This window comes from Runella aurantiaca (assembly GCF_003339505.1).
Taxonomy (GTDB): Bacteria; Bacteroidota; Bacteroidia; order Cytophagales; family Spirosomataceae; genus Runella; species Runella aurantiaca.
In genome coordinates, this window is the sequence record NZ_QPIW01000025.1 from 36,053 (window position 1) to 58,199 (window position 22,147).

Below are 22,147 nucleotides of genomic sequence, written 5' to 3' on the forward strand. Positions count from 1 at the left end.
CCAATTGCTGAAATGGTACCCTATACCAGCTTCTAAAAACCCGTAAGACTTGTCATTACTATTTTCCACTGACCGTTGATACGCTCCAAAATACGCAGGGTACGTTGTTTTTGAGCCACTGTCCCGTCCGCTTTGCGGTCTTCTTGTGTAAAGGTGGCCCAGGCCATATTGCCCATTACATGCGATTCATAATCACTCACTACCGAGCTAAGACCAGTCGGTTTGTGGGTTTTGCCAAACTCCTCGTAGCCCTTTTGGAGAGCTTGGCCTTTCAAATAGGGCGTATTGGCCATTTTTCTGAGCTTTTCGTCTTGTCGTTCAATGTAGGGAGTAGTGGCCCAGTTGCTACCCCACACAGCCAAGTTGGCCTCGTGGTACGCTTTGGTCTCGGTATCAATTACTTGCCGAACGGCAGCCTCTTCACCCGTTTGGTAGTCAATCTTAGTGTGGTGCAAATCGGTTATTACCCAGTTGTTGTTTTTCCACTCAAAAATATACGTAAAAGCATCTTTCCAAGTCATGACCATGCCATTGGGCAAGTTAAGGCTTTGATTTCTGACACCTGTGGCTACCCCCAACGTTCCCGATTGTCGAATGTTGAGATCTGTGATTTGGGTTTGGTGTTTACCTGCATTAAGCCGAGTGGCTATTTGGGCCGTTTGGGCTTTAGTGCGCACCGCGCCATCTTCACCGCCCACAAAGCGCAAGTTATCGGCCATGGTTTGTACTTCGGCAACGGGGTCATTGTTAAAGTTTTGCGTCCCTTTTTCAAAAGCGGCTTTGAGGTCGGTTTGGGCGTAGGTGCTTCCCGCGAGGGAAAAAAGCAAGGCGATGATAAATGATCCTTTTTTCATGCTTTTAGTCGGGATTGAGATTTAAAATTGATTTGGACTAACGTAAAAGTTGCGTTTGCTTACGAGCCTTGATTGTAAAAATATGGCACTGGATCAGTGAAAAATTGAGGGGTAATTGATTTACCCCCCCCTAATTTTATTGGTCTTGTAGAAAATTGTGGAAAGAGAAGTATTGGTATTAAAATTCTTTGGGTAAAAAACGCAGGTACTTTGCCTGCCAAACGCCTATAATCAGCAATGTAAACCCTACCATCTGGCTAGCGTTGCGTACGAGATACAATTTATAAAAACTCAATTGGTCAGTTTCATAAAGCTTGGTAAAAATAAATTCTAAAAATAATTCAGCCAGAGCCGGTAAAATTAACCCTAAACAAATCCAGAAATAAGCGTTTTTTTGCAAACTCAGGCTTACATTTTTGTGGGTGTATACGCGATAAAGAAGTAGTCCCGCCCCGCCTAAAATAAAGATGTTTTTAACCGTTGAAGATAATGAATCATATCCCTGATAACTTTTAAAAACAAAGACTTGCACCAATTCAAATCCTACCAAAACCCAAACTGTGTACTGCAAAACTTTTTTCCAAGTTTGGTTTTGGACTGAATCTCGAAAAAATAAACCTAAGAAAATAAATTTGATGAGGTAATTAATAGGGGATGTAAAGTTTAAATTTTCTATGCCAAAATTTGTACTCAGCCATGGGAAAAACACTTCGACGAATTGGTATTTCCTACTTAATAAAACATCAACAAGTAAGAATTCCAATACACCATACCAACCTAACCAATAACAAAACCAAAAAAAATGGGGGAGATGCTTTTGCAAAATTCCTTTGTGCACATAACAGTAAAATAATAAAATAAAAATTAAGGAATGAACTATTTTTCCTGTACGGGTCGTAAGCCGGTCTTGTTCTTCTTGCTCTACAATTACTCCAAAAGGAATCACTATTGCCAGTATTACCCCAGCAAAAAAAACAATTTTAAAAATAGTGGATTTTTCTCCTAACAGAGGGTATAACAACCCAAAAAAGGCAATCATAGCAAAGCCTGCTACGGATTGCCATTGGTCAAAGGTTTGAAATGAAATCATTCGTTATTCAGCAGGTATGCGTCCGGGGCAATTTGATTCACTTTCGTAGGGGTGTAAATAGATAACATAACGCCCATCCTCGTATTGACCTAAGCGAATTTTTACTTGGTCGAACCGTTCAAAATTCTTTAACTTTTCTTTTTCTAAAGCATCAACTATCTCTTGTGCATTGTTAATATTGTCGTTTTTTAATATTTTAATATTCTCGTTGATATTGTTAATATTATCCGATTTATTTTTTAAATATTCGGCAGCCCCCTGATCTAAATAATACAATTCGTCTAACTTAAATTGCATTCCCCTATTAATTTTAAAATGCCGTTTATGTTTTTTGAAAAAATTTTTGACTTGTGCATAAGCTTCAATAAACTCTGTAATTTCTTCATTTGTCTTAGTCGTATTTTTTCTTAGCTCAGAGTTTTTTCTCCAAAATTGGTTGTAGTAATATTGAAATCTTGCACCGTCTAAATCCATGATATGGTACAACTTAACAGGGTCTAAGACATATCTTGCCTTTACCTCGTTTGCTTCAAATTGGCCATATAATGGGTAATTACCTTTAAGAAGTTCATGGATACTTATCGGATAAGGTTGAATTAAATACTCACCTTTTGTAAAAACAATAGTAAAAAAAATTAACGTATAATCATCGTCTTGTAATTCTCGATATTTTTCGAGGTCTATTTTTGTAATAGCAACTTCTTTACCATCAAAATCACATCTGTATAACGCTTCGTGGAGATTGAATTTTTTTCGGGTTTCATAATCACCGAAAAGCCTATCTATAGGTCTAAAAAAGGTATGAATTTCAATTAAATCACTATTTATATTTCGGTCTTTGTCCATGAGCCACTTCCCTGAACCTAAATATACATCAAGCACATTGGAGTTAATTGTTCTGTCCATTATCGTAAAAGTCTAAAAGGTTTATAAATCAGTTTATTATTTACCTAGCGCTATCAACCCCATCAATCGCCTGTGGCAATAGTTCCAGAGAAAGGCTACTATTTTGTATCACTCCCCAACCTCCATTTTACGCAGCACTAACCCCGACCACACCGCCAAAATGACTCCTACGAGGACAATGCCCCAGGCTTGTTTGTTTTCGACGCCGTTGAGGATAGCGTGGATATGCACAATGGGTAAAATAATGTCGCCTACGAATATCAGTAATAAAATACCCTTCAAGGCGCGTGAAGGCGCGGCGGGTCTGATGTACCAAAGGCAAACCGTAAGGGCCAAAAGCAGGGAGCCGTACCCCCGCATCAGTACCCAAGTGGCGTCGTTGGCCGTTTCGGGATGGGTGAGGTACAGATCGGCCACGATTTTAGGGGCAAGCATCATCGGGATAGCAAATAAGACCGCCGTGATGGCATTGAAGGTGAATAGATTTTTGGTATTCATGATTTTAGAGGTTTAGGGTAAAAGTGATCTCTCGTAATGCCTCACACCATCCTTCCCTCAATGGCCTTGGCTACGGCTTCGGGGGCGGAGTTGACGTGGAGTTTTTCGTAAATATGCTTAACGTGCCAATGCACCGTATGAAAACTCAGACTACAGGCATCAGCTATCATCTTGTAACTCATGCCTTTGACCATGCAACCCAAAATCTCCCGCTCGCGGTCGGTGAGGGATACGTAGGTCGGTTGGGTTTTGACAAATTGATTTTGAAACATCCGCAACACCTTGGCCGCAATACTGGGTGTCATCCAAGCGCCGCCGCCGTGTACATCTACGATGGCCTGTAACATCACTTCTGGGTCGGGGTTTTTGAGCACGTAGCCGTTGGCTCCCGCGCAGATGGCCGCAAATACGCGGTGGTCATCGTCAAACACCGTCTGCATCAGCACCTTCGTGTCGGGTAGCGTCGCTTTGATTTCCTGCAATGCTTCAATGCCCGAAATGCCTGGCATTTGAATATCCATCAGCACCACGTCAGGTTTGTAGCGTTTGATTTTTCCCACGCACCCATCGGCATCGCCAAACGAAGCGCACATAAATACCTCATCGGAGCCGGCCAGATACAGCGACAGACTTTGGCGAAAGCTTTTGTTATCCTCAAAGAGTACGACGCGAATCATGGGCTTGGGAGTCAGGAACAAAAAGAAAACCGTTAAAGCCAAATGCGACTTTTTGGTATGTCTTTTTTGTCGGTTGTTAAATGTAGAATATTATGATTGATACTTCGTTACAAAAGTCCCGAAAGTTATCAAACGGTCATCCCCCCAATTTGGGTAGCAAGCTCACTCCCGCTTTTTTGAAGGAAGGGGGGCGGGGTTAAATGGAGATAATTGTTACGTCCAATTGGGTGCCTTCACCTGTTTTTGAGTCCAGTTTTACCTCCATAAAGCTCTCGGCCGCGCGTTTTTTGTAGTTTTTAAGGCCGTTGCCTTCGTAGCGTTGGGTAGCGTCAAAGCCCTTGCCGTTGTCGGCAATCGTCATCAGCAGTTCCTGTCCGTTCATTTTGAACGCTACGCTCACTTTGCTGGCTTCGGCGTGTTTGAGGATGTTGTTGAGGGCTTCTTTGAAAATGAGGTAGAGATTTTGCCGTTGTTCCATGCTTAGTTGGAGTCGGTTTGTTTCAGCGGCAGAAAGTTGATTGTTGAAAGTCAGCGAAATGTCTTGTGGTGTAAGCAGTTGGAAAGCCAACGAACGCATTTTTTCAAACAACTGTTCCACGGAGTCATTGCTGGGGTTGAGCGTCCAGACCGTGTCGCGGATGGTTTGGATGGTTTCTTCGGAGTCGGTTTTGATTTGTTGTAAAATCGAAAGCATTTCGGGCGCTTGTTTCCCGTATTTTTTCTCTACCAAGCGCGTCGAAATAGCAATGCTGCTTAGGGTCGCGCCCACTTCGTCGTGGAGGTCGGCGGCGATGCGGTTGCGGAGACTTTGCAGTTTGAGCTTTTGGCGGAAATTATACAGCAGAAAAAAATAAATCGCCGCGCCCGCCAACAGCAATACATACACGGCTATGGCGGGCCAAAACCACCCTTCTTCAGTAATGCTTTCTTCTATTTCAAGCGTGATTTGAGTAGGCTTTGACCATCGGCCGTTTTGCTGTGCCTGTACCCAAAAATGATACTCGCCGCCTTCGAGATTGGTATAATGCGCATTGGGGTATTTTAACGTAACGGTATCATCGTCCAAACCGCCTGCATAGTAGCGGTAGGTACAATTGCAGGGTTGCCATTCAATGTGCAAATCATTTTCTAGCGCGTCCAGTTTTAGGGTATTTTGGGAGGTGAGCGTTTTAGCCTTTCCTTTTGAAGTAAGGGAGATAATGTGTGGCTTTTCCTGAGCCACGGCTTGCAGAATTACGGTAAAAATCAATCCCCACGTCCATGCTCCAATCGTAGTTTTATTCATGGTCTTGAAAAAACGCAGAAGGCTTAGCGTTATGCTAACGCAAAGTAAGATTTTTGGAGAACTTTCTCAGACTTTTTCCTTCCTTCCACGAAAAACCTACGTTTATTTGATGAGGTACTAAAAAAAGCACCATGGATTCCTTCACTTGGCATCCATGATGCTTTAACTGGTCAATTCACACACAAAATTTGATCTGATATAATGGGCTTTGCCAAAACTACCTGTTCTTTTATAATGACTTTGGTCACAACGGGCTGTTTGCCATCTGATAAATTAACGTAGTATCGGCCGTTGGACAACTCAGTCAGGTTCAAATCAAAACGATGTTGGGTCGCTTTTTTGGGTAGTTGATCGAAGTAAATCAGGTTTTTCTTGTCATCAATGATAGACAGCGAAAATTTCTCTCCGTATTCCTTGCTGATCAAAATTCGAACTTTGGAAGTGTTGACTACGGGATAAATCGAAGCAGTAAACGACGGTGTTTCTACGGTTGACTGTGCCATAGTCTGCGAGTAAATACCCATTCCGAAAAAGAGGACGATGCTAAAAAGAAGCGTTTTCATGTTTTTGTTGTTTAAGAGTTTATAAATAAAGTTGGGTAAAAGTGTTCCGCCGTCAGCATCCAAACGATTGCTTGATGTTGTGGCTTTACATGTGTTTAAACTGTTTTACCCTTTAGTCGCAACAGTCTGAAAAACACGAACATATTTTTTTGATTATTTTTCAAGATTCCGCAAAACGAGTAAAAAAAGGCCCTGTAAATTTGTTTTTGGGCAAGAAATACCCGTACTTTCTTTTGGATTTTCACTCAACTCTGCTACTCGTGACTATCTTCGGTACCCAACCTTCTGATCAAGATATAGTGGCTGGTATCCGTACGGGCGGAAGCCAACGAAGGTATTTTGAAAACAAACTCTACGATAAGTACCGTTACTTGATTCGCAGCGGGAGCCGCAACCACAAAATCGAAGAAGAAGATGCTTCAATGGCCTATTCCGACACGATTTTAACCACCATTGAGCATATCACTACGGGACGATTTGAAGGTCGTTCTGAGTTGAAAACCTACATTCATCAAATTTTTTCCAATAAATGTGTTGATGTAATTCGAAAACGCACGACTAATACCATGCAGGCTTTTCAGCGAGTATCACTCGACGACCTGCTGATACCTGTACCGGACTTGCAACAGACGGCTTTAGCCAATCTCATTCGGCAACAAGACCATCAGCGTATTCGGCAATTACTGGCGCGGATAGGAGAACGATGTCAGGAAATTCTGACCCTGTGGAGCGAAGGTTTTTCAGACCGTGAAATTGCATTACAATACAATTATAACACGGATGGGGTGGCGCAAACCACCCGTTTGCGATGTTTGGAGAAGTTGAGAGTTATGTACAAAGCAAGCCAATGATGCAACTATGTATGAAACCATAGATGATTATTTTGAGGGGCGACTCTCAGCCACCGAGCACGAGGCTTTTGAAAGAAAACTGGCGCAAGACAAGGCTCTGGCCGATGAGGTAGCTTTTTATCTCAGCACCAAAGCGGCCCTCAAAGAAGCTAACCTGCAAAAACGCCATGCTGAATGGACCCGACAGCGTTCCGCCCAACCGTTGCGTTGGCAGTGGGCTTCGGGGATTGCGGCGGCGATTGGGTTATTGGTAGTTGCTTGGTATTTCATGACTCCTTCTAATCTCACTCTTCAGGAATACGCAGAAGTCTATATTGAAGAGGATTTGACGCGGTTGAATACTCATATGGACACCGCCAATGATAGCCTTCAAACAGGGATTGATTACTATAACCATCAAAAATACCAAGAAGCTTTACCCATCTTTAATCGATTGGCCGCCGGCAATCCAAGCGCTAAAGCCTATGAATATGAGGGATTAGCGCAATTGCAACTCAAAAATTACGATGCCGCTATTGCTATTTTTGAGCAGATGGCGGCTGATTCTGAGTTGTTAGAAAACAGAGGTAAATTTTACGCGGCTCTGGCCTACCTCAAAAAAGGAGATACCGATACCGCCCAACGGCTCTTAAAAGAAGTAATTGCCCAAAATTTAGCAGGAAAAGCCCCGGCCGAGCAATGGCTCAATACCATTAAATAAGTATCGGTTGATAAATTTTGATTTTTCTTAAAAATTTATCAACATTATTGTTCGTGCAGTACCCGCTTTTGCGACTAATCCCTAAACCTCTTCATACTGCTATGCGACCCTACTATTCTTTAATTGTATTGTTTCCTGCAATACTATTGGTTGGATGTGGAGACCCCTGCTCCAATTCCAATAATAATGATATAACGTCAGTCATTATTTACAAAGACAGGCTATCGCAGGCAGATATAGATACGCTTAAATCCTTAGGGTTGAAGAAAACCTTAACCTGTCCTTGTGACTCTAACCTGCAACTTTGGGGTGATACAACAGATATTCCCATTTTTGGGCACGACGGTCTGGCAAATAATGGCGACAGTAAACCGGGCGGCGCAAGCGGCTCAAGAATTCGAGCAAAGATATTGCCAACTATGGGTTTTGAGGTTTCACCGGATTATATCGTACGAAGCCCGGATATTAACGATCATTCGATTAACAATGTAATCCTTTTCCCCGAAACTCCACCGGGAGGGGGTTTAATAGGAATAATGGATACAGGGATTCATTCCAATAATTTTTGGAATAATGAAAATGACCCTAAGGCAAACGATGCTATAGACAATGATCGTAATGGTTTGGTCAATGACTATCAAGGCTGGAATTTTGTGAATGGGAATAATATAGTTACTAATGTAGATGAAGCTCATGGCACAATGGTAACTTACTTACTTGAACGTGAGCTCCGGGGTAAGAGTTATAAAATTGTGCCTATGGTCGTTTTAAATGAAAAAAAAGAAGGAAGATTGTTCAAGATGCTCTGTGCAATGGCCTATTCTACTAAGATTCCTGACCTGAAAACAATTAATGCCAGCTTAGGTTATTATGGCCCCAAAAGTGATGTTTTAGAAACTTTTATTGGCAAACTTAAAGACAGAGGGATTATGTTGGTCGCTGCGGCAGGCAATGCAGATCCTTCTGATTCCTGCAATAACTCGGGAAACCCGCGCGACCTGGATGTAAGAAAGTATAAATTTTATCCTGCTTCGCATTCCAAAGAGTTTGGCAATGTAATTACGGCTACAACGGTTTACACTGTTGACAATGTCACACTTATAGCTCCTAATCAGAACTTCTCCAAGCGATACGTAGATGTAGGAGTGATGGGAGATAAGGAAGAGCATTTTGAATTTAAAACGGACTCCTCTGGTCTTGACTTCGATTGGGGTTCATCTTATGCCGCGCCGATTGCGGCCGCTTTTAGTTTTAGCGGGCAAACACCTCCATTATCATTACAAAATCAGAAAGATATTATCCTTTCAACCACACCGGGTATTATACCTAACAGATATAAATTCAAAGCAGTAACCTATCCAATCAATGCCTCTATCAGAAGCGGGGTACTTGTTAGGTGATTGATTATGTGTACTCTATTGGCAACTCACAGGCAGGCGGTACAGTGTATGTTTTGTTTCAAGAACCATGAAGAAAATTATTTTCTTTTTCGTTTTTATGGACTTTGCCGGCAGCTTATCGGCGCAAAATGCTTCTATGGCAAAAGTGATTCAAGAAGTAGAAGCCACTACTGGTTTGGAAGATGAAGTAGCCCTTCAATTACTTGAAAAAAACCAACTCGCTTGGGAGAAAGCCAAATGGCCCCAAGATTCATCTTATGCTAAAATCTTTCACTATTTAGGCCGTCGGCATCGGTCTTTGGGATGGGATAAAAAAGACCAGAATCACGTCAAAAAAGCGATAGAATACACAGAAAAAGCAGTATCCATCAATTCGCTGAAGCGCCCTAACGTTAGTGAGGCCAATCTGGCCAATAGCCATCTGAATCTTGGGTTGTTGTATGAAAATGAACTACTGCCGCAGGATATTGCAAAAGGGATGTGGCATTATGAGCGAAGTTTTAGTATTGGCCAAAAATACCCGCAGAAATATAGCGTTGCCGCTGATGCAGGCAGCAATATGGCTAAAGTGCTCAATGTAACGGGAGATTATGAACAAGCGTTAAAAGTAGCTTCAGTGGCTGAAAACCTGGCCCGAAAAAGTAATAATCCCGAAAAACTCTCAAGTTGTCTCGAAAAAAAATCAAATGCGTTGCGAGCTTTAGGCAGGTTGGATGAAGCAGAAACGGCCATGAAGGAAATTATTCAATTGGCAGAATCTTCGTCCAAACAAATCTATCATGGAAACGCATTGGCAAATCTTGCCGCACTTTATTACGAGAAAAAAGAGTATCGAAATATGGATATTTATTTCGATAAATCTTTTGAAGTATTTCGTAAGGCTGATTTCAACTATGGGATGGCCATGGTTAAAACTAATTTAGGCTATTTAAAAAACGCCATGAATCAATCGCAAGAGGCCGAAAAACTGTACAAAGAAGGCTTGGTTCTTGCCGATACTCCTGCTATCAAGACACGTCTCCTGGATAATTTAGCCATGCTTTATTACAAACAAAAAAAGTACAGTCAGGCTATTTCGTATTTACAACAGGCCATTCATACCTTTCTGCCCGCATTTGCCGAGTATTCTAATATCAACAGCAATCCGTCTCCCAAAACAATAAAATACTGTGCCGAAAAAAACTATCTGCTTGATTTGATAGAAAATAAAGGGAAGGTATGGTTGGCGCAATACAAACAGGCAAAAAACAAAGCTTACTTAATCAATGCTGAAAAAACGTTTTTGGTGGCTGACCAGATGATTGACTTGATGCGGTGGGAGCACAAAGGGACTCAATCAAAACTCTTTTGGCGGAACAAAACCCGCTCTATTTACGAAAACGCCATCGAAGCCTGCTACCTGCTTAAAGATTACGAAAAAGCCTTTTATTTCTTTGAAAAAAGCCGCGCTGTATTGCTCAACGACAAACTCAACGAACTGGGGGCCAAGCAAATTCTTTCGAAAGCTGACCTTGTCAAAGAAGCTCAATTGCAAGCCAAAATAGACGAACTTAGAAACAAATCAGAAGCAGGTAAAGCTGGCACTGACAAAATAAAAAGTGAGCTTTTGATGGCAGAAAACGAGCAGAGTGATTTTATTGAAAATCTTGAAAAAACCAATCCTGCTTACTATCACTTTAAATACGATACCACTACCGTTAGTTTAAAGCAAATACAGCAGTATATGAAGCCAAAAAGGAACACTTTGATTGAGTATTTTGTAGGCGATAGCCTCACCTACGCCATAGTGGTTTCTCCTTCTTCCGTAAAAATTCAACGACTTAAATTTGACCTTAATGAGGCAAAAAAATACTTGAATCTCTGCGCCAAAGATATTGCGACTAAGACCGAATTAAATGAATTTTTGGTGGTGAGTAACAGATTATATCAAAACCTGTTTGCACCGCTCAATGTCTCCAAGGGCCATGTGATTATCTCGCAGGATGGGGCTTTTTTGCCATTTGAAGCGTTGAGTCGGTCGGTATCTAAGCCGCTCTATTTGCTCAACGAATATGCTGTTTCTTATACCTATTCAGCACAGTTTTTGCTCAAAAACCAACCTTCTTCTAATTTTTGGCCGCAAAAATCATTTTTGGGGGTCGCTCCCGTACAATTCTCACAAAAACTCAATACACTCACTGGCTCTGCCGAATCCATCGAGCGCATTGGCGGGGCCTATCTGTGGAAAAACGAACTGGTTCATCTGAAAGCCACCAAAAATGCTTTTCTGAATCAGGCATCCGGGCACCGCATTGTTCAGGTATATACCCATGCTTTTGCCGACAGCACACAAACCGAGCCGCATATTTATTTTGCTGACTCTGCTCTTAAAGTTTCCGATTTAGGCAATGCTTCTTTCAAAATCAATCTTTTGGTATTATCGGCCTGCAAAACGGGCGTGGGCAAAGTAGCCAAAGGGGAGGGGGTATTGAGTTTAGCTAGAGGTTTTTCAATGGCGGGTATTCCCTCTACGATTACCACACTTTGGAGTGTGGAAGATCAAAAGACTTATTCGCTGACGGAGTTGTTCTATACGTTTTTGAATGAAGGGCTCTCCAAAGATGAAGCTTTGCAAAAGGCTAAATTTCAATACATTTCCACCCACCCCAACGCCGCTCCATCTGCTTGGGCAGGATTGGTATTGATTGGCGATGCCTCCGCTTTACCTTCCAATACATTTTGGGGGTGGGGATTGGGTGGATTGGTAATGCTGACTATCCTTTGGGGAGTTTGGATGAAAGGCAATCTTTCCGTCAAGCATTAATCAAGATTTTGGGTAACTTTATCTGGAATTTTTCTTTTGTTTTTATGGAAAAGCTACTCAAAGAACTTCAAGCCGCGGAGTTGGAGCGCCAAACGCGGCGGTATTTTCTGCAAACATTGGGCGCAGGAATCGGGTCATTGGGGTTTGGCTCATTGCTAAGCAGTTGCGGTTATTTTGAGAAAGATAAGGTTGCATCGGCACCGCTTCAGTTGGCTGATGCCATGGGAGTACGACTGCCGCAGTTTGCACCCAAAGCCAAACAGGTGATTTATATTCACATGGCGGGCGCACCGTCGCAGTTAGAACTGTTTGATTATAAGCCTGAACTCGAAAAATACCACGGGAAAGACTGCCCTGCGGAGTTTTTGGAGGGGAAGAAGTTTGCCTTCATTAAAGGCGTTCCCAAGATGTTGGGGCCCAAAGGAAAGTTTGCCCAACATGGCCAATCAGGAGCATGGATCTCTGATTATTTGCCTTATCTGCAAACGGTTGCCGACGATGTTTCTTTCGTCAAAGCCATGTATACTGATCAATTCAACCATGCGCCGGCTCAATTATTAATGCACACGGGAAGTGCCCGATTGGGACGATCGAGCATGGGCGCGTGGACGGTTTATGGATTAGGGTCTGAAAATAAAAATTTGCCCGGATTCATTGTATTGGCCTCAGGCGGTAAACAACCTGATGCCGGTAAGTCGGTGTGGGGGAGTGGTTTTCTGCCAACGGTGTATCAAGGGGTACAATGCCGCACGGGTGGTGACCCCGTTTTGTACGTTTCAGACCCGCAGGGCATGAACCGCGACATTCGGAAGCAGACCATTGAAGCCATCAACGAAATTAATAAACAGGCCTACGAAGAAGTTAAAGACCCCGAAATTTTGACGCGTATCAGTCAGTACGAAATGGCATTTCGGATGCAAATGTCGGTGCCGGAAGTGATGGATGTGAGCAAAGAGCCGCAGTATATTCTGGATATGTATGGCGTAAAACCTGGTGAAGGTTCGTTTGCCATGAACTGTTTGCTGGCCCGAAAACTCGTCGAAAACGGCGTGCGCTTTGTACAGTTGTTTGATTGGGGTTGGGATACCCACGGTACGAGCGAGGATGGTTCCGTCGAAATCGGCCTTCATAAAAAGTGCCAAGCCTCCGACCAAAGCGTAACGGCGTTGCTGAAAGACCTTAAAATGAGGGGATTGTTGGATGAAACACTCGTGGTGTGGGGCGGTGAATTTGGTCGAACCCCCATGCAGGAAAACCGCGATGGACAGGTGCTACCTTACTCAGGCCGCGATCACCATTTGGAGGCATTCACGGTTTGGATGGCGGGCGGGGGTGTCAAAAAAGGCTTTTCCATCGGCGAAACCGACCCGTTGGGGTATTATGGCGTCAAAGACCGTACGCACGTCCATGATTTACAGGCCACGATTCTGCATTTAATGGGCTTCAATCATGAAAAATTCACCTATCCTTTCCAAGGAAGAAACTTCCGTTTAACGGATGTAGCGGGAAAAGTGATTCGGCCGATTTTGGCTTAAACTAATGATACTTTCATCAGGTTTTGACCAAAAGCATGAATGGCAGATTCAATTTTTTGAACCTGCTGGGCGGAAGGATGCTTCACACCCGAAACATACTGTCTCATTAATGCTTTGTTGATACCTGCTTTTTCGGCTATGGAATTGATCTTTAACGGGGAAAATAAATCGAAAAACGCCGTTAAATCGTAGCGATAATCGAATTCTATACTTTCAAGGGTAACACCTTTCCAGTATTCGTCTTCTTTTCCCTCGTTTTCTAAAAAATCTTCAATCAATTCAAGCATATTTTGGGTAATTTCTGCTTCAGAATTGCCCACGGTGACGTTCAGAAATCCCGGAGCTTCTACACGTCCCCAGATCTCACCGTCTCCTTTTTCTATAATTATTGTTAATCGCATTTTTATTTAATGCCTGCTTTTTTTCAGGATAGCTTTCAATGTGCCTATCGGAATATCTTTATTTCCATGATCTGCTACCGGAATATTGTCGGTAATCGTTGGATGTTTGAAAATACGGTGACTGCCTTTTTGTCTTACTTCAATCCATCCGTTTTCTTCTAAAAGTCTTATGACCTGTTTGGCGTTCATAAAAAATGTCGGGGTAAAAGTTAGTTTTTTCTTTCATAGTTTCATAATTAGGAGGAGTGACAAGGTTTATTGATGCAAAAGTAGCAAAAAGGCTACCTGATTGCAAATTTTCAGGTAGCTTTTTTGCTACTTTTTAAAATTAAAGTGGAAATGTGCTTTGGATTCTCAAATCCGAAAAGCGTTGACAAGTTCCCTCGGCAGGTTGTGAGCAACCTGCCGCACCCACAGTTTTAAATCCCGTATTTATCCAGCAAATAAATAATAGCCGCCATAGATGCGGTGCCAAGATCCAATTCGCGTTTGTTGACGTTCTCAAAATTGTCATTGGCGGCGTGGTGATAATCAAAATACCGCTGTGTATCAGGTTTATAGCCAAAAAGTACCGTTCCTGATTGCGCCAGTGGGCCAATATCGGCCCCGCCGCCGCCTGGCCCAATCTCGTGCAGACTGTACGGAGCTAACAAACTCTTCCATTCGGCTATTTTGGCTTTCTGCTCGGGTTTACCCACAATACCAAATCCCTTTGGCGTAAAACCTCCGTTGTCTGATTCTACGGCGGCAATGTGTTTTTCATTGTTTTGCTTGGCCAAGTCGGCGTATTTTACACCGCCGCGCAGACCGTTTTCTTCGTTCATAAACATCACCGCCCGAATAGTGCGCTTGGGCGTATAGCCAATGGCTTTCAGAAGGCGTAAAACCTCGATGGATTGGACACAGCCCGCGCCGTCGTCGTGGGCACCTTCGGCCAAATCCCACGAGTCCAAATGTCCGCCTACGACGATGATTTCTTCCGGCTTTTCACTGCCTTTGATTTCTCCCACTACATTGTGTGAGTCAGCGTCGGGGAGTGTTTCGCAATGTTGACGGAAATAGAACGTGAGGCTTGGGTTTTCTTTCAGCTTCTCACTCAATAAGTTGGCGGCGTTGGTACTGATGGCCGCTGTCGGAATCAACGGCACGCCCGTGGCGTAGCGCATACTGCCCGAGTGCGGCACATCGTCCTGTAAAGTAGTGACTGAGCGCACAATGGCACCAACTGCGCCGAGATTGCTGGCTTCGGTAGCACCGTTGGCGCGTTGCTCTACGGCCCCGCCGTAAGCTTCAAAGGTATTGAGTTTTGTGGGGTCCATGGGACGGTTGAAAAAGACTATTTTGCCTTTCACTTTGTCTTTGCCTAATTCTCGCAGTTGCTGAAAGCTTTTTACTTCGATCACTTCGGCTTCCACGCCTTTGGGAGCGGTAGCGACCGAGCCCCCCAAGGCCGCAATAGGAACTTTGATTTTTTGCTTACCGACTTTGATGTAGGCTTCTTCTTTGGCCCCGCGTACCCAATGGGGCACTTTGACATCCTGCAAAAACACGCGGTCAAAAGCTTGTTTTTCCATCAATTCTTTGGTGTAAATAACGGCCTTTTGGGCACCTACCGAGCCGCTGAGACGCGGCCCGACCTGCTTGCAGAGATACCGCAGCCATTCGTAGGCCTGTCCGTTGGTAAGTACTTCGTTGTAGATTTTGCGAATCATGACGGAATCTTCGCGAGTCTGGGAAAAAGCGGTCGTGCTGATGAAGAGGAGGAGGAAAATAGATTTTTTCAAAGGTGTTGATGGTTTATGGTTGGAGAATCGAATGCGTACAAAAATAGGGCTTTGTTTCCTAACTTTTCCATGCGGAAGCATGTTAAAAAGCCCGGAACAGGATTTGAAAGAAAAATGTTACATTTGAAAAAAAGGAAATGAGATGACACAAGTTACCTTAAAAATAGACGACGCTTTCATTGAGAGTCTTGGCAAAGAGCAAATTGAAAAGTTATTGCAGGAGTGGTTAATGCAGTACAAGAAGCGTTTGGAGTTGCAGGAAGCTGCTGATGAACTTTCATCCATTGATCTTGTTAACGACCCACAGTGGCAGACCGCGAGGTTTCTGGCTTGGGAAACCTATAAACATAATTTTGAGGATTTGGCGCTATGAGAGACGTAGTCGTTGACGCCAATGTATTGATGTCTATGTTGATCAGTGGAAAAGCTATCTATAAAACACTGCTTTCGGACTATACTTTTTTCAGCAGTGATTTTGCTTTTATTGAAATTGAGAAATACCAACGTATCATTAGGCAAAAGTCACGGTTAGAAATAGATAGCTTTCAGCAATTTTCATATTTTGTGTTTACTCATGTACATTTTATGCCAGGTTATTTGATTGATAATGATGCAAATAACAAAGCGTTTCAACTTGTCCATGATATTGATGTCAAAGATATTTCTTATGTGACTTTAGCTTTACAGCTTGATATTCCATTGCTTACCCGTGATGCTCCGCTTTATGCAGGATTACGCAAAAAAGGGTTTCGTAAAGTAGAAATGTTTGATGTTTTTTTACGTAATGCCTGACAAGGGAGTTGTAATTTAGCCTGTGAGAATTTTTTTAGAACGTTCTCACAGGCATAAGAATTTTTACCCCTTCAACCCTTCCAATTCTTCCTGCACAAAATTCATCAATTCAGTAATGTATTCTTTTGAGAAATCGAACGGAATGTTGGCGGCGGCGTAGATGGCACTGATAGGCGCGGTGTAGCCGAGTTTGAGGGCGTTGAGGTAGCCTTGCAGTCCCTTTTGAGGGTTTTGCTTATAATTTCGCCACACGCCGATGGCCCCCAACTGCGCCATGCCGTATTCGATGTAATAAAACGGCACTTCGTAAATGTGTAATTGCTTTTGCCAAATGTATTTCTTGAACTCCTCAAAACTGCTCCAATCGGTGATGGAATCGCTGAACTGCTCGTAGATTTGAAGCCACATTGTTTGGCGCTCTTCGATACTGTGTGCGGGGTTTTCGTACAGCCAATGCTGAAATTTATCAATCGTAGCCACCCACGGCAGCGTTTCAATGATGGATTCCAAATGTTGAATCTTGGCGCGACGCAGTTCTTCTTCGTTGTCAAAAAACACGTTCCAATAATCCATTGTCAACAATTCCATACTCATCGAAGCCAATTCGGCTACTTCGGCGGGTGGGTTTTTGAAGGAGTTGAGCAACAGATCGCGCGTGACGAAATTGTGCACGGCGTGGCCGCCTTCGTGCAGCAACGTGACCAAATCGCGGAGGTTGGACGTGGCGTTCATGAAGATAAATGGCACACCGATTTCTTCCAGCGGATAGTTATAGCCGCCCGGCGCTTTGCCCTTGCGCGATTCGAGGTCGAGGTGGCCCATGGCTTTCATCACGCGTAGATAATCGCCCAACTCGGGGGCAAGAAGCGTAAAGCAGGTAATGGTTTTTTCCAACAATTCTTCCCCTGTGCTGAACGGCTTGAGCGGCGGACGGTTTTGCGGGTCTACCTTAAAATCCCACGGACGCAGACTATCGAGTTGGAGGGCTTCTTTGCGCTCGGCGGCCATGTCGTTCAGCATAGGCACCACGGCTTTGGACACCGATTCGTGGAAGTTGAAGCAGTCTTGGGGGGTGTAGTCAAAACGCCCCAAAGCGGCAAACATATAATCGCGAAAATTGGCAAAACCTGCATTAACCGCCAGTTGATGACGCAAGCCGCGCAAGGTATTCAGCAATTCATCCAATTGGTCTTTGCTTTCAAAGCGGCGTACCTGAAGTTCGTTCCAGACCAATTCGCGCAAGGCGCGGTCGGTGGATTGGAGATAATCAGAGGCTTTTTGAAGCGTAACTTCCTCGCCGTCGATGTTGACGGTCATGGCTCCAACGATGGCCCCGTATTTGGCCTGTTCGGTTTGGATTTGGGTTTGAATCGGGATGTTTTCTTCACGAAAAATCTCAATCGCTTTTTTCATACTCCGCAGCGTAATGTCGAAGCCGCGGTCTTTCAATTCGCCCAAATAGGGGCTTTCCAACGCTTTTTTGTCCAACTCATTGCCGTAAGCGGAGAGGTAAGGTTGGAAGTTTTCCACAAAATCGTTGAACTCTTTTTGGTACAGTTCACTCCCCGTATCGCAGGTCATGCGGATATAACGCCACGCAAAGTTTTCGGAAAGGTAGGATTCCAATTCGCTTTTGTCCAGAAACCACTGGCGCAAGTCATCTACGGAATGAATTGCGCGTTTTTTAAGATTTTCGTAAAACGGTTGCAGTTGCTCCCACGTTGTTAATTCAAATTCTTCGCCCAAAAAGGTACGTGCGGGACGTTGAGGGATGGTTATTGCTGACATAAAGCTAATTTTGCAATGTTTTGGTTTTGTTCACTAACAAAGGAAGCCAAAAAATGGTTTTATTGAAAGTCGACACCTGAGAAGCTGCAAATGGCTCGTCAAGCGAATTTGTATAAGTGTACCGGTCTTTGTTTGATTATTGTGATTTAAAAAAACAAAAAACTATGTAAATGACTGATTATTAATTATTTGTGTCAATATTTTTACATTTGTTATTTTATATTTAAAATTTTTCATTCACCTATTTTATGTTGCTCCCTATTCTTCTTGTTGTTGGAACGTTTGTTTTTATGGAGGGGTTTGCGTGGTTTGCGCACAAGTACATTATGCACGGTCTGATGTGGAATTGGCACGAATCGCACCATGTGCACCACAAAGGATGGTGGGAAACCAACGACTTGTTCGGGATTATTTTTGGGGTTGTGGCCACGGCCCTAATTGTGGTTGGTTCTGAGATAGCATCCCTGCGTTGGTTGATGTACGTGGGCTTCGGTATTACGCTCTACGGTATTTCTTACTTTATTTTTCATGACGTGATTGTGCATCGGCGGGTTAAAATCAAGTTCAAAACCAAAAACCGTTACCTAAACCGCATCATTCGGGCGCATTATGTACACCACAAAGTGCATGAGCGCGACGGTGCCGAAGCCTTCGGGTTTTTATACGCCCCCAAAAAATACGAAAAGTCGTAGGGGCGGGACCGAATCGTCGGACTTTTTGCCTCCGCCCTTTTTCTATGAATGTCAAATCCATTCTTTTTCTGTAAAAGTCAAAAAGTAGTTTTGTACAGCGGCTTTCTTTTATTTGAAAATACTGTACAATTATGAGAAATACGTTTTATCTCTGCGCGTTACTTTTTGCGCTTTCAATCAGTTCGTTTGGGCAGAAAAAGAAAAAAGTTGCCGCGACCAAAGACGCAATTTTGGTTTTTTCTAAAACAAAAGGGTATCGTCATGCCTCTATTCCGAAGGGAAGAGAAGCCCTGGTGTTGATGGGACAACAGAATAAATTTGCGGTAGATACCACTGAAGATGCCTCGGTTTTTACGCTTGAAAATCTAAAAAAATACAAAGCAGTTGTGTTTTTGAGCACGACGGGCAACATCTTGGACGATACGCAGCAGGCCGCATTTGAGCAGTATATTCGCGGAGGAGGCGGTTTTGTGGGTATCCATGCAGCGGCCGATACTGAATACGATTGGCCTTGGTACAATCAGTTGGTGGGAGCTTATTTTTTGAGCCATCCCAAACAGCAAAATGTGGATGTGGTAGTGCACGACCATACGCACCCTTCTACCGTGATGTTGCCCGACCGTTGGAAGCGTTTTGATGAACTTTACAGTTATAAGAAGATAATATTGGGTATTAAAGTGTTGGCTACGCTCGATGAGAGTACGTACCAAGGAGGTCAAAATGGTGTAAATCACCCATTTATATGGTACCGTGAGTTTGATGGAGGCCGCTCTTTTTATACCGGAGGGGGCCATACTGATGAATCGTTTGTTGAACCCTTATTTGTGCAACATTTGCTGGGGGGAATAGAGTATGCGATGGGTCGTAAATCCGCAAAGAAACCGATGTAAGGGGTTACGTTGGTAATTTAGTACAATCACGCGCAGTCGGTTCTTTATCCTAAAGGGCCGGCTGTGTTTTTTTGAGGATAGAATTCCCCAGCTTAAGGTGTAATACGCATTGGAATGCATTTTTTAGGATGAATGGAAACAAAATAGTAAAAATCATGAAAACGAATGTATTACTGCTGGCATTACTCTTGGTTCAGGGGGTATCTTGGGCGCAGGATGGAACAAAATTTTTCAGTTTGGGCCTTCGGGCAGGGGCGAATCTTTCGCAGGTGAGAGGCAATGATTTATCACTCGGTAATAACGCCAACACCTGGCAATTGAGTGATAAAAGCAACCGGGTATGGGGAGCTACGGGCGGGATTTTTATGCGAATTGGCCGTACTTTTTATGTACAACCCGAAATTATGTTTTCCCAAAAAGGCGGACAATTTAGCCTGTACGATGGTACGGCCACCACTACCAAGAGTTTCAAAATGTCCAATATAGATTTTCCAGTGATGTTTGGGGTTAAAATTGCGCGCTTTTTGCGTATCAATGCGGGTCCAGTAGCGGCGTTTAATATCGGCAACAGCGGAAATTTGGAAGATGCTTTTAATGATTACACCAACGAGGATACGTTTGACGACGCATTCCGTCGCGCATCGTTGGGGTATCAGGCAGGGATTGGAATAGACGTTGGTAAGTTAAACTTTGACCTGCGCTACGAGGGAAATTTAACCGATGTCGTTAACCTTAAATTGAACAATCCGCAGGCACAGGCGCAATTTGAGCGCAAACTCAATTTGTTGCAAGCCACCATTGGCTTTGCTTTTTAGATGACATAGTTAACGCCTAATGGCTTAATGATGAAGGGTTAAAGGGGATGAAAGCAACAAACTGCTTCGGCCCTTTAACCCTTCTTTTTTGTATTACTGAAAAGGTTATTTCTCAAAAACTTCTTTTTGCCCATTTACCACTTCGTCGGGCTTGTTTAGGATTTCTTCCTGTCCGTTTATCTCGTGTTTTTGTGGGTTTGGATTTGTTTGTTTGTCGGGGTCTATTTCGGGCGGTACGGAGGGAATAGGTACCTCAGGCTGGTGTATTTCTGGTTGGGCCGGATGTGGCTTAATCTCGGGCGACGGGTGCGGTGGCGCAGGTGGCGGAGTGGGCTCTTGCCCTGAGGCTGGTGTTTGCATGGTTTTCGTGTTCATTTTAGTGATATAAATGTGTAGAAAAATCAAAAACCTATGCCAGTCTTTTTGGGGAACATTTACCTCAAATTCGTTTTTTTTCGCATTGGAATAGAAATTTTATTAGGAGGTTCATCAAAACAGTCAACAGCTATGCCTCCAATTCCTCAAAATTTTCAATTACCCTACGTGGCCCGGTTGGCCTTTGCACTCATCAGTATTACGATACTGGTCTATTGGATGTATGTTTTAGATTCGATTATAACACTTCTTTTATTCTCGGTTATTATTTCGATTGCCTTGTATCCGCTCACGGCTTGGCTTGAGCAAAAGGGCTTTCCCCGGATGCTGGCCATTACGGTGTCTATTTTGGCGTTTTCGCTGGTTGCGGCGGGTATTGCTACTTTATTGGTGTATCAAGTCACTGATTTTACAACGATGCTTCCGCAATTGATTCAAAAAATAAATGCCTCTCTCAACAAGCTGCAACTTTGGGCTTACGATAGGTTCAATATTCCACCAAGTCGTCAGTTGAAAGAAATTCAAAAGTACTATCAAAATATGGCCGAAGGCGGCGGTGAGCTGGTAGGTACTGCCGTCACTACAACAACTTCTATGCTGGGTAATCTGTCGATTTTGCCCGTTTACATCTTTTTTCTGTTGTATTATCGGGATATGTTTCGTCAGTTTTTTTGTAAAGTGTTTGTTTCTGCCAAAAAAACGCAAGTCCATGAAGTGCTGGACAAAATCTACGAAGTGGTACACAGCTACTTATCAGGGCTGTTTATTGTGACACTCATTGTAGGTACGCTCAATTCGGTTGGCCTATTGATATTAGGGATTCCGTCGGCGATTTTCTTTGGGTTTCTGGCGGCAATGTTGCTGATTATCCCCTACATAGGTATTTTAATAGGTTCTGTTCTGCCCATTGTTGTTGCGTTAGTTACCAAGGACTCACCCATGTATGCGTTGGGTGTGGCGGGTATTTTCTTTTTTGTACAAATGCTCGAAGGAAACGTCATCACTCCTTACATTGTAGGTTCAAAGATAAGTGTTAATCCTTTGGTGGCCATCGTTGGCTTGTTTTTAGGCGGCTCTCTTTGGGGTATTGCGGGGCTGGCGTTGGCGCTGCCGCTTACGGCCATTATTAAGGTGGTTTTTGATGCCGTAGATTATTTAAAACCCTATGGATACTTGATGGGAGAGCCAGAAATCTCGAAAGAACGCGCCGTAAAAAGTCGGAAAGTGCAACAAATCGAACGCGAGGTTGTGGATACCATTACCGATACAACCAACGAAGTAAAGTCACTTTTTAAGAAAAAACGTACTGGGAAATCGACTGTTTAGTAAAGTTGGGGAAATTGTTGCCCATTGTCGAGGTAGTTTCCCCACTTTCGGAACGGGACTTATTTGGTATGAAATTTTTGATTTCTAGGGCATAATTATCAAAACCTTATGTTTAATACTAC

The 22,147-nt window shown here is 43.4% G+C and carries 23 protein-coding genes; 11 read left to right on the forward strand and 12 right to left on the reverse strand.

The window, feature by feature from the left end; all coding sequences use genetic code 11:
• Nucleotides 1–32 precede the first annotated feature (32 nt).
• The 7 genes from DVG78_RS22860 to DVG78_RS22890 form a co-directional block, all read right to left on the reverse strand.
• Entirely contained in the window at nt 33–854 is an 822-nt protein-coding gene (locus DVG78_RS22860; RefSeq protein WP_114463355.1) for a nuclear transport factor 2 family protein, read from the reverse strand.
• A 178-nt stretch (nt 855–1,032) separates the two neighbouring features.
• Nucleotides 1,033–1,944: a hypothetical protein gene (locus tag DVG78_RS22865; protein ID WP_114463356.1), complete on the reverse strand. Its 912-nt coding sequence runs from the start codon at nt 1,942–1,944 to the stop codon at nt 1,033–1,035.
• Between the two features lie 3 nt (nt 1,945–1,947).
• On the reverse strand, nt 1,948–2,850 hold the full coding sequence (locus DVG78_RS22870) for a hypothetical protein (RefSeq protein WP_114463357.1): 903 nt from the start codon (nt 2,848–2,850) through the stop codon (nt 1,948–1,950).
• Nucleotides 2,851–2,958: 108 nt separating this feature from the next.
• Nucleotides 2,959–3,348, reverse strand: a complete 390-nt coding sequence (locus DVG78_RS22875) for a hypothetical protein (RefSeq protein ID WP_114463358.1) — start codon at nt 3,346–3,348, stop codon at nt 2,959–2,961.
• A gap of 41 nt (nt 3,349–3,389) precedes the next feature.
• Nucleotides 3,390–4,025, reverse strand: coding sequence for a response regulator transcription factor (locus DVG78_RS22880; RefSeq protein ID WP_114463359.1), 636 nt, complete (start codon nt 4,023–4,025; stop codon nt 3,390–3,392).
• Between the two features lie 196 nt (nt 4,026–4,221).
• Nucleotides 4,222–5,310, reverse strand: coding sequence for an ATP-binding protein (locus tag DVG78_RS22885; protein ID WP_114463360.1), 1,089 nt, complete (start codon nt 5,308–5,310; stop codon nt 4,222–4,224).
• A gap of 170 nt (nt 5,311–5,480) precedes the next feature.
• Nucleotides 5,481–5,873, reverse strand: a complete 393-nt coding sequence (locus tag DVG78_RS22890; protein WP_147277157.1) for a T9SS type A sorting domain-containing protein — start codon at nt 5,871–5,873, stop codon at nt 5,481–5,483.
• A gap of 260 nt (nt 5,874–6,133) precedes the next feature.
• On the opposite strand from DVG78_RS22890, the gene DVG78_RS22895 reads away from it, so the two are divergent.
• The 5 genes from DVG78_RS22895 (at nt 6,134) to DVG78_RS22915 (ending at nt 13,162) form a co-directional block, all read left to right on the forward strand.
• Nucleotides 6,134–6,724, forward strand: coding sequence for an RNA polymerase sigma factor (locus tag DVG78_RS22895; protein WP_114463425.1), 591 nt, complete (start codon nt 6,134–6,136; stop codon nt 6,722–6,724).
• Between the two features lie 7 nt (nt 6,725–6,731).
• Entirely contained in the window at nt 6,732–7,424 is a 693-nt protein-coding gene (locus DVG78_RS22900) for a tetratricopeptide repeat protein (RefSeq protein WP_114463362.1), read from the forward strand.
• Nucleotides 7,425–7,525: 101 nt separating this feature from the next.
• Nucleotides 7,526–8,824 (forward strand): S8 family serine peptidase, encoded by a 1,299-nt coding sequence (locus DVG78_RS22905; RefSeq protein WP_114463363.1) that lies wholly within the window; start codon nt 7,526–7,528, stop codon nt 8,822–8,824.
• 67 nt (nt 8,825–8,891) lie between these two features.
• Nucleotides 8,892–11,627, forward strand: coding sequence for a CHAT domain-containing protein (locus DVG78_RS22910; protein WP_114463364.1), 2,736 nt, complete (start codon nt 8,892–8,894; stop codon nt 11,625–11,627).
• A gap of 44 nt (nt 11,628–11,671) precedes the next feature.
• Complete coding sequence (locus tag DVG78_RS22915; RefSeq protein ID WP_114463365.1) at nt 11,672–13,162, forward strand: DUF1501 domain-containing protein; 1,491 nt, start codon at nt 11,672–11,674, stop codon at nt 13,160–13,162.
• On the opposite strand, the gene DVG78_RS22920 is transcribed toward DVG78_RS22915, so the two are convergent.
• The 3 genes from DVG78_RS22920 to DVG78_RS22930 form a co-directional block, all read right to left on the reverse strand.
• A complete protein-coding gene (locus DVG78_RS22920) occupies nt 13,159–13,563 on the reverse strand; it encodes a hypothetical protein (protein WP_114463366.1) in 405 nt (134 codons plus the stop codon). The genes DVG78_RS22915 and DVG78_RS22920 overlap by 4 nt on opposite strands.
• 6 nt (nt 13,564–13,569) lie before the next feature.
• Nucleotides 13,570–13,752 carry a type II toxin-antitoxin system HicA family toxin gene (locus tag DVG78_RS22925; RefSeq protein WP_114463367.1) on the reverse strand — a complete coding sequence of 61 codons (183 nt, stop codon included), beginning with the start codon at nt 13,750–13,752 and terminating at the stop codon, nt 13,570–13,572.
• Between the two features lie 230 nt (nt 13,753–13,982).
• Nucleotides 13,983–15,347, reverse strand: a complete 1,365-nt coding sequence (locus DVG78_RS22930; protein WP_229598296.1) for a M28 family peptidase — start codon at nt 15,345–15,347, stop codon at nt 13,983–13,985.
• A 142-nt stretch (nt 15,348–15,489) separates the two neighbouring features.
• On the opposite strand from DVG78_RS22930, the gene DVG78_RS22935 reads away from it, so the two are divergent.
• Complete coding sequence (locus DVG78_RS22935) at nt 15,490–15,720, forward strand: hypothetical protein (protein WP_114463369.1); 231 nt, start codon at nt 15,490–15,492, stop codon at nt 15,718–15,720.
• Nucleotides 15,717–16,139, forward strand: coding sequence for a PIN domain-containing protein (locus tag DVG78_RS22940; protein ID WP_114463370.1), 423 nt, complete (start codon nt 15,717–15,719; stop codon nt 16,137–16,139). Before DVG78_RS22935 ends, DVG78_RS22940 begins: the two co-directional genes overlap by 4 nt.
• 63 nt (nt 16,140–16,202) lie before the next feature.
• Here DVG78_RS22940 and DVG78_RS22945 read toward each other — a convergent pair whose 3' ends face one another.
• Nucleotides 16,203–17,927 carry a M3 family oligoendopeptidase gene (locus DVG78_RS22945; RefSeq protein WP_114463371.1) on the reverse strand — a complete coding sequence of 575 codons (1,725 nt, stop codon included), beginning with the start codon at nt 17,925–17,927 and terminating at the stop codon, nt 16,203–16,205.
• A 248-nt stretch (nt 17,928–18,175) separates the two neighbouring features.
• On the opposite strand from DVG78_RS22945, the gene DVG78_RS22950 reads away from it, so the two are divergent.
• From DVG78_RS22950 to DVG78_RS22960, 3 genes are all read left to right on the forward strand, one after another.
• Nucleotides 18,176–18,619, forward strand: coding sequence for a sterol desaturase family protein (locus tag DVG78_RS22950; protein ID WP_114463372.1), 444 nt, complete (start codon nt 18,176–18,178; stop codon nt 18,617–18,619).
• Between the two features lie 131 nt (nt 18,620–18,750).
• On the forward strand, nt 18,751–19,509 hold the full coding sequence (locus DVG78_RS22955; protein WP_310589134.1) for a ThuA domain-containing protein: 759 nt from the start codon (nt 18,751–18,753) through the stop codon (nt 19,507–19,509).
• A 155-nt stretch (nt 19,510–19,664) separates the two neighbouring features.
• Nucleotides 19,665–20,324: a porin family protein gene (locus tag DVG78_RS22960; protein WP_158550079.1), complete on the forward strand. Its 660-nt coding sequence runs from the start codon at nt 19,665–19,667 to the stop codon at nt 20,322–20,324.
• A gap of 105 nt (nt 20,325–20,429) precedes the next feature.
• Here the strand turns inward: DVG78_RS22960 and DVG78_RS22965 are convergent, their stop codons facing one another.
• A complete protein-coding gene (locus DVG78_RS22965) occupies nt 20,430–20,684 on the reverse strand; it encodes a hypothetical protein (RefSeq protein WP_147277158.1) in 255 nt (84 codons plus the stop codon).
• A gap of 147 nt (nt 20,685–20,831) precedes the next feature.
• Between DVG78_RS22965 and DVG78_RS22970 the strand changes: the two genes are divergently transcribed.
• Nucleotides 20,832–22,025, forward strand: coding sequence for an AI-2E family transporter (locus tag DVG78_RS22970; protein ID WP_114463426.1), 1,194 nt, complete (start codon nt 20,832–20,834; stop codon nt 22,023–22,025).
• The last annotated feature ends 122 nt before the right edge of the window (nt 22,026–22,147 follow it).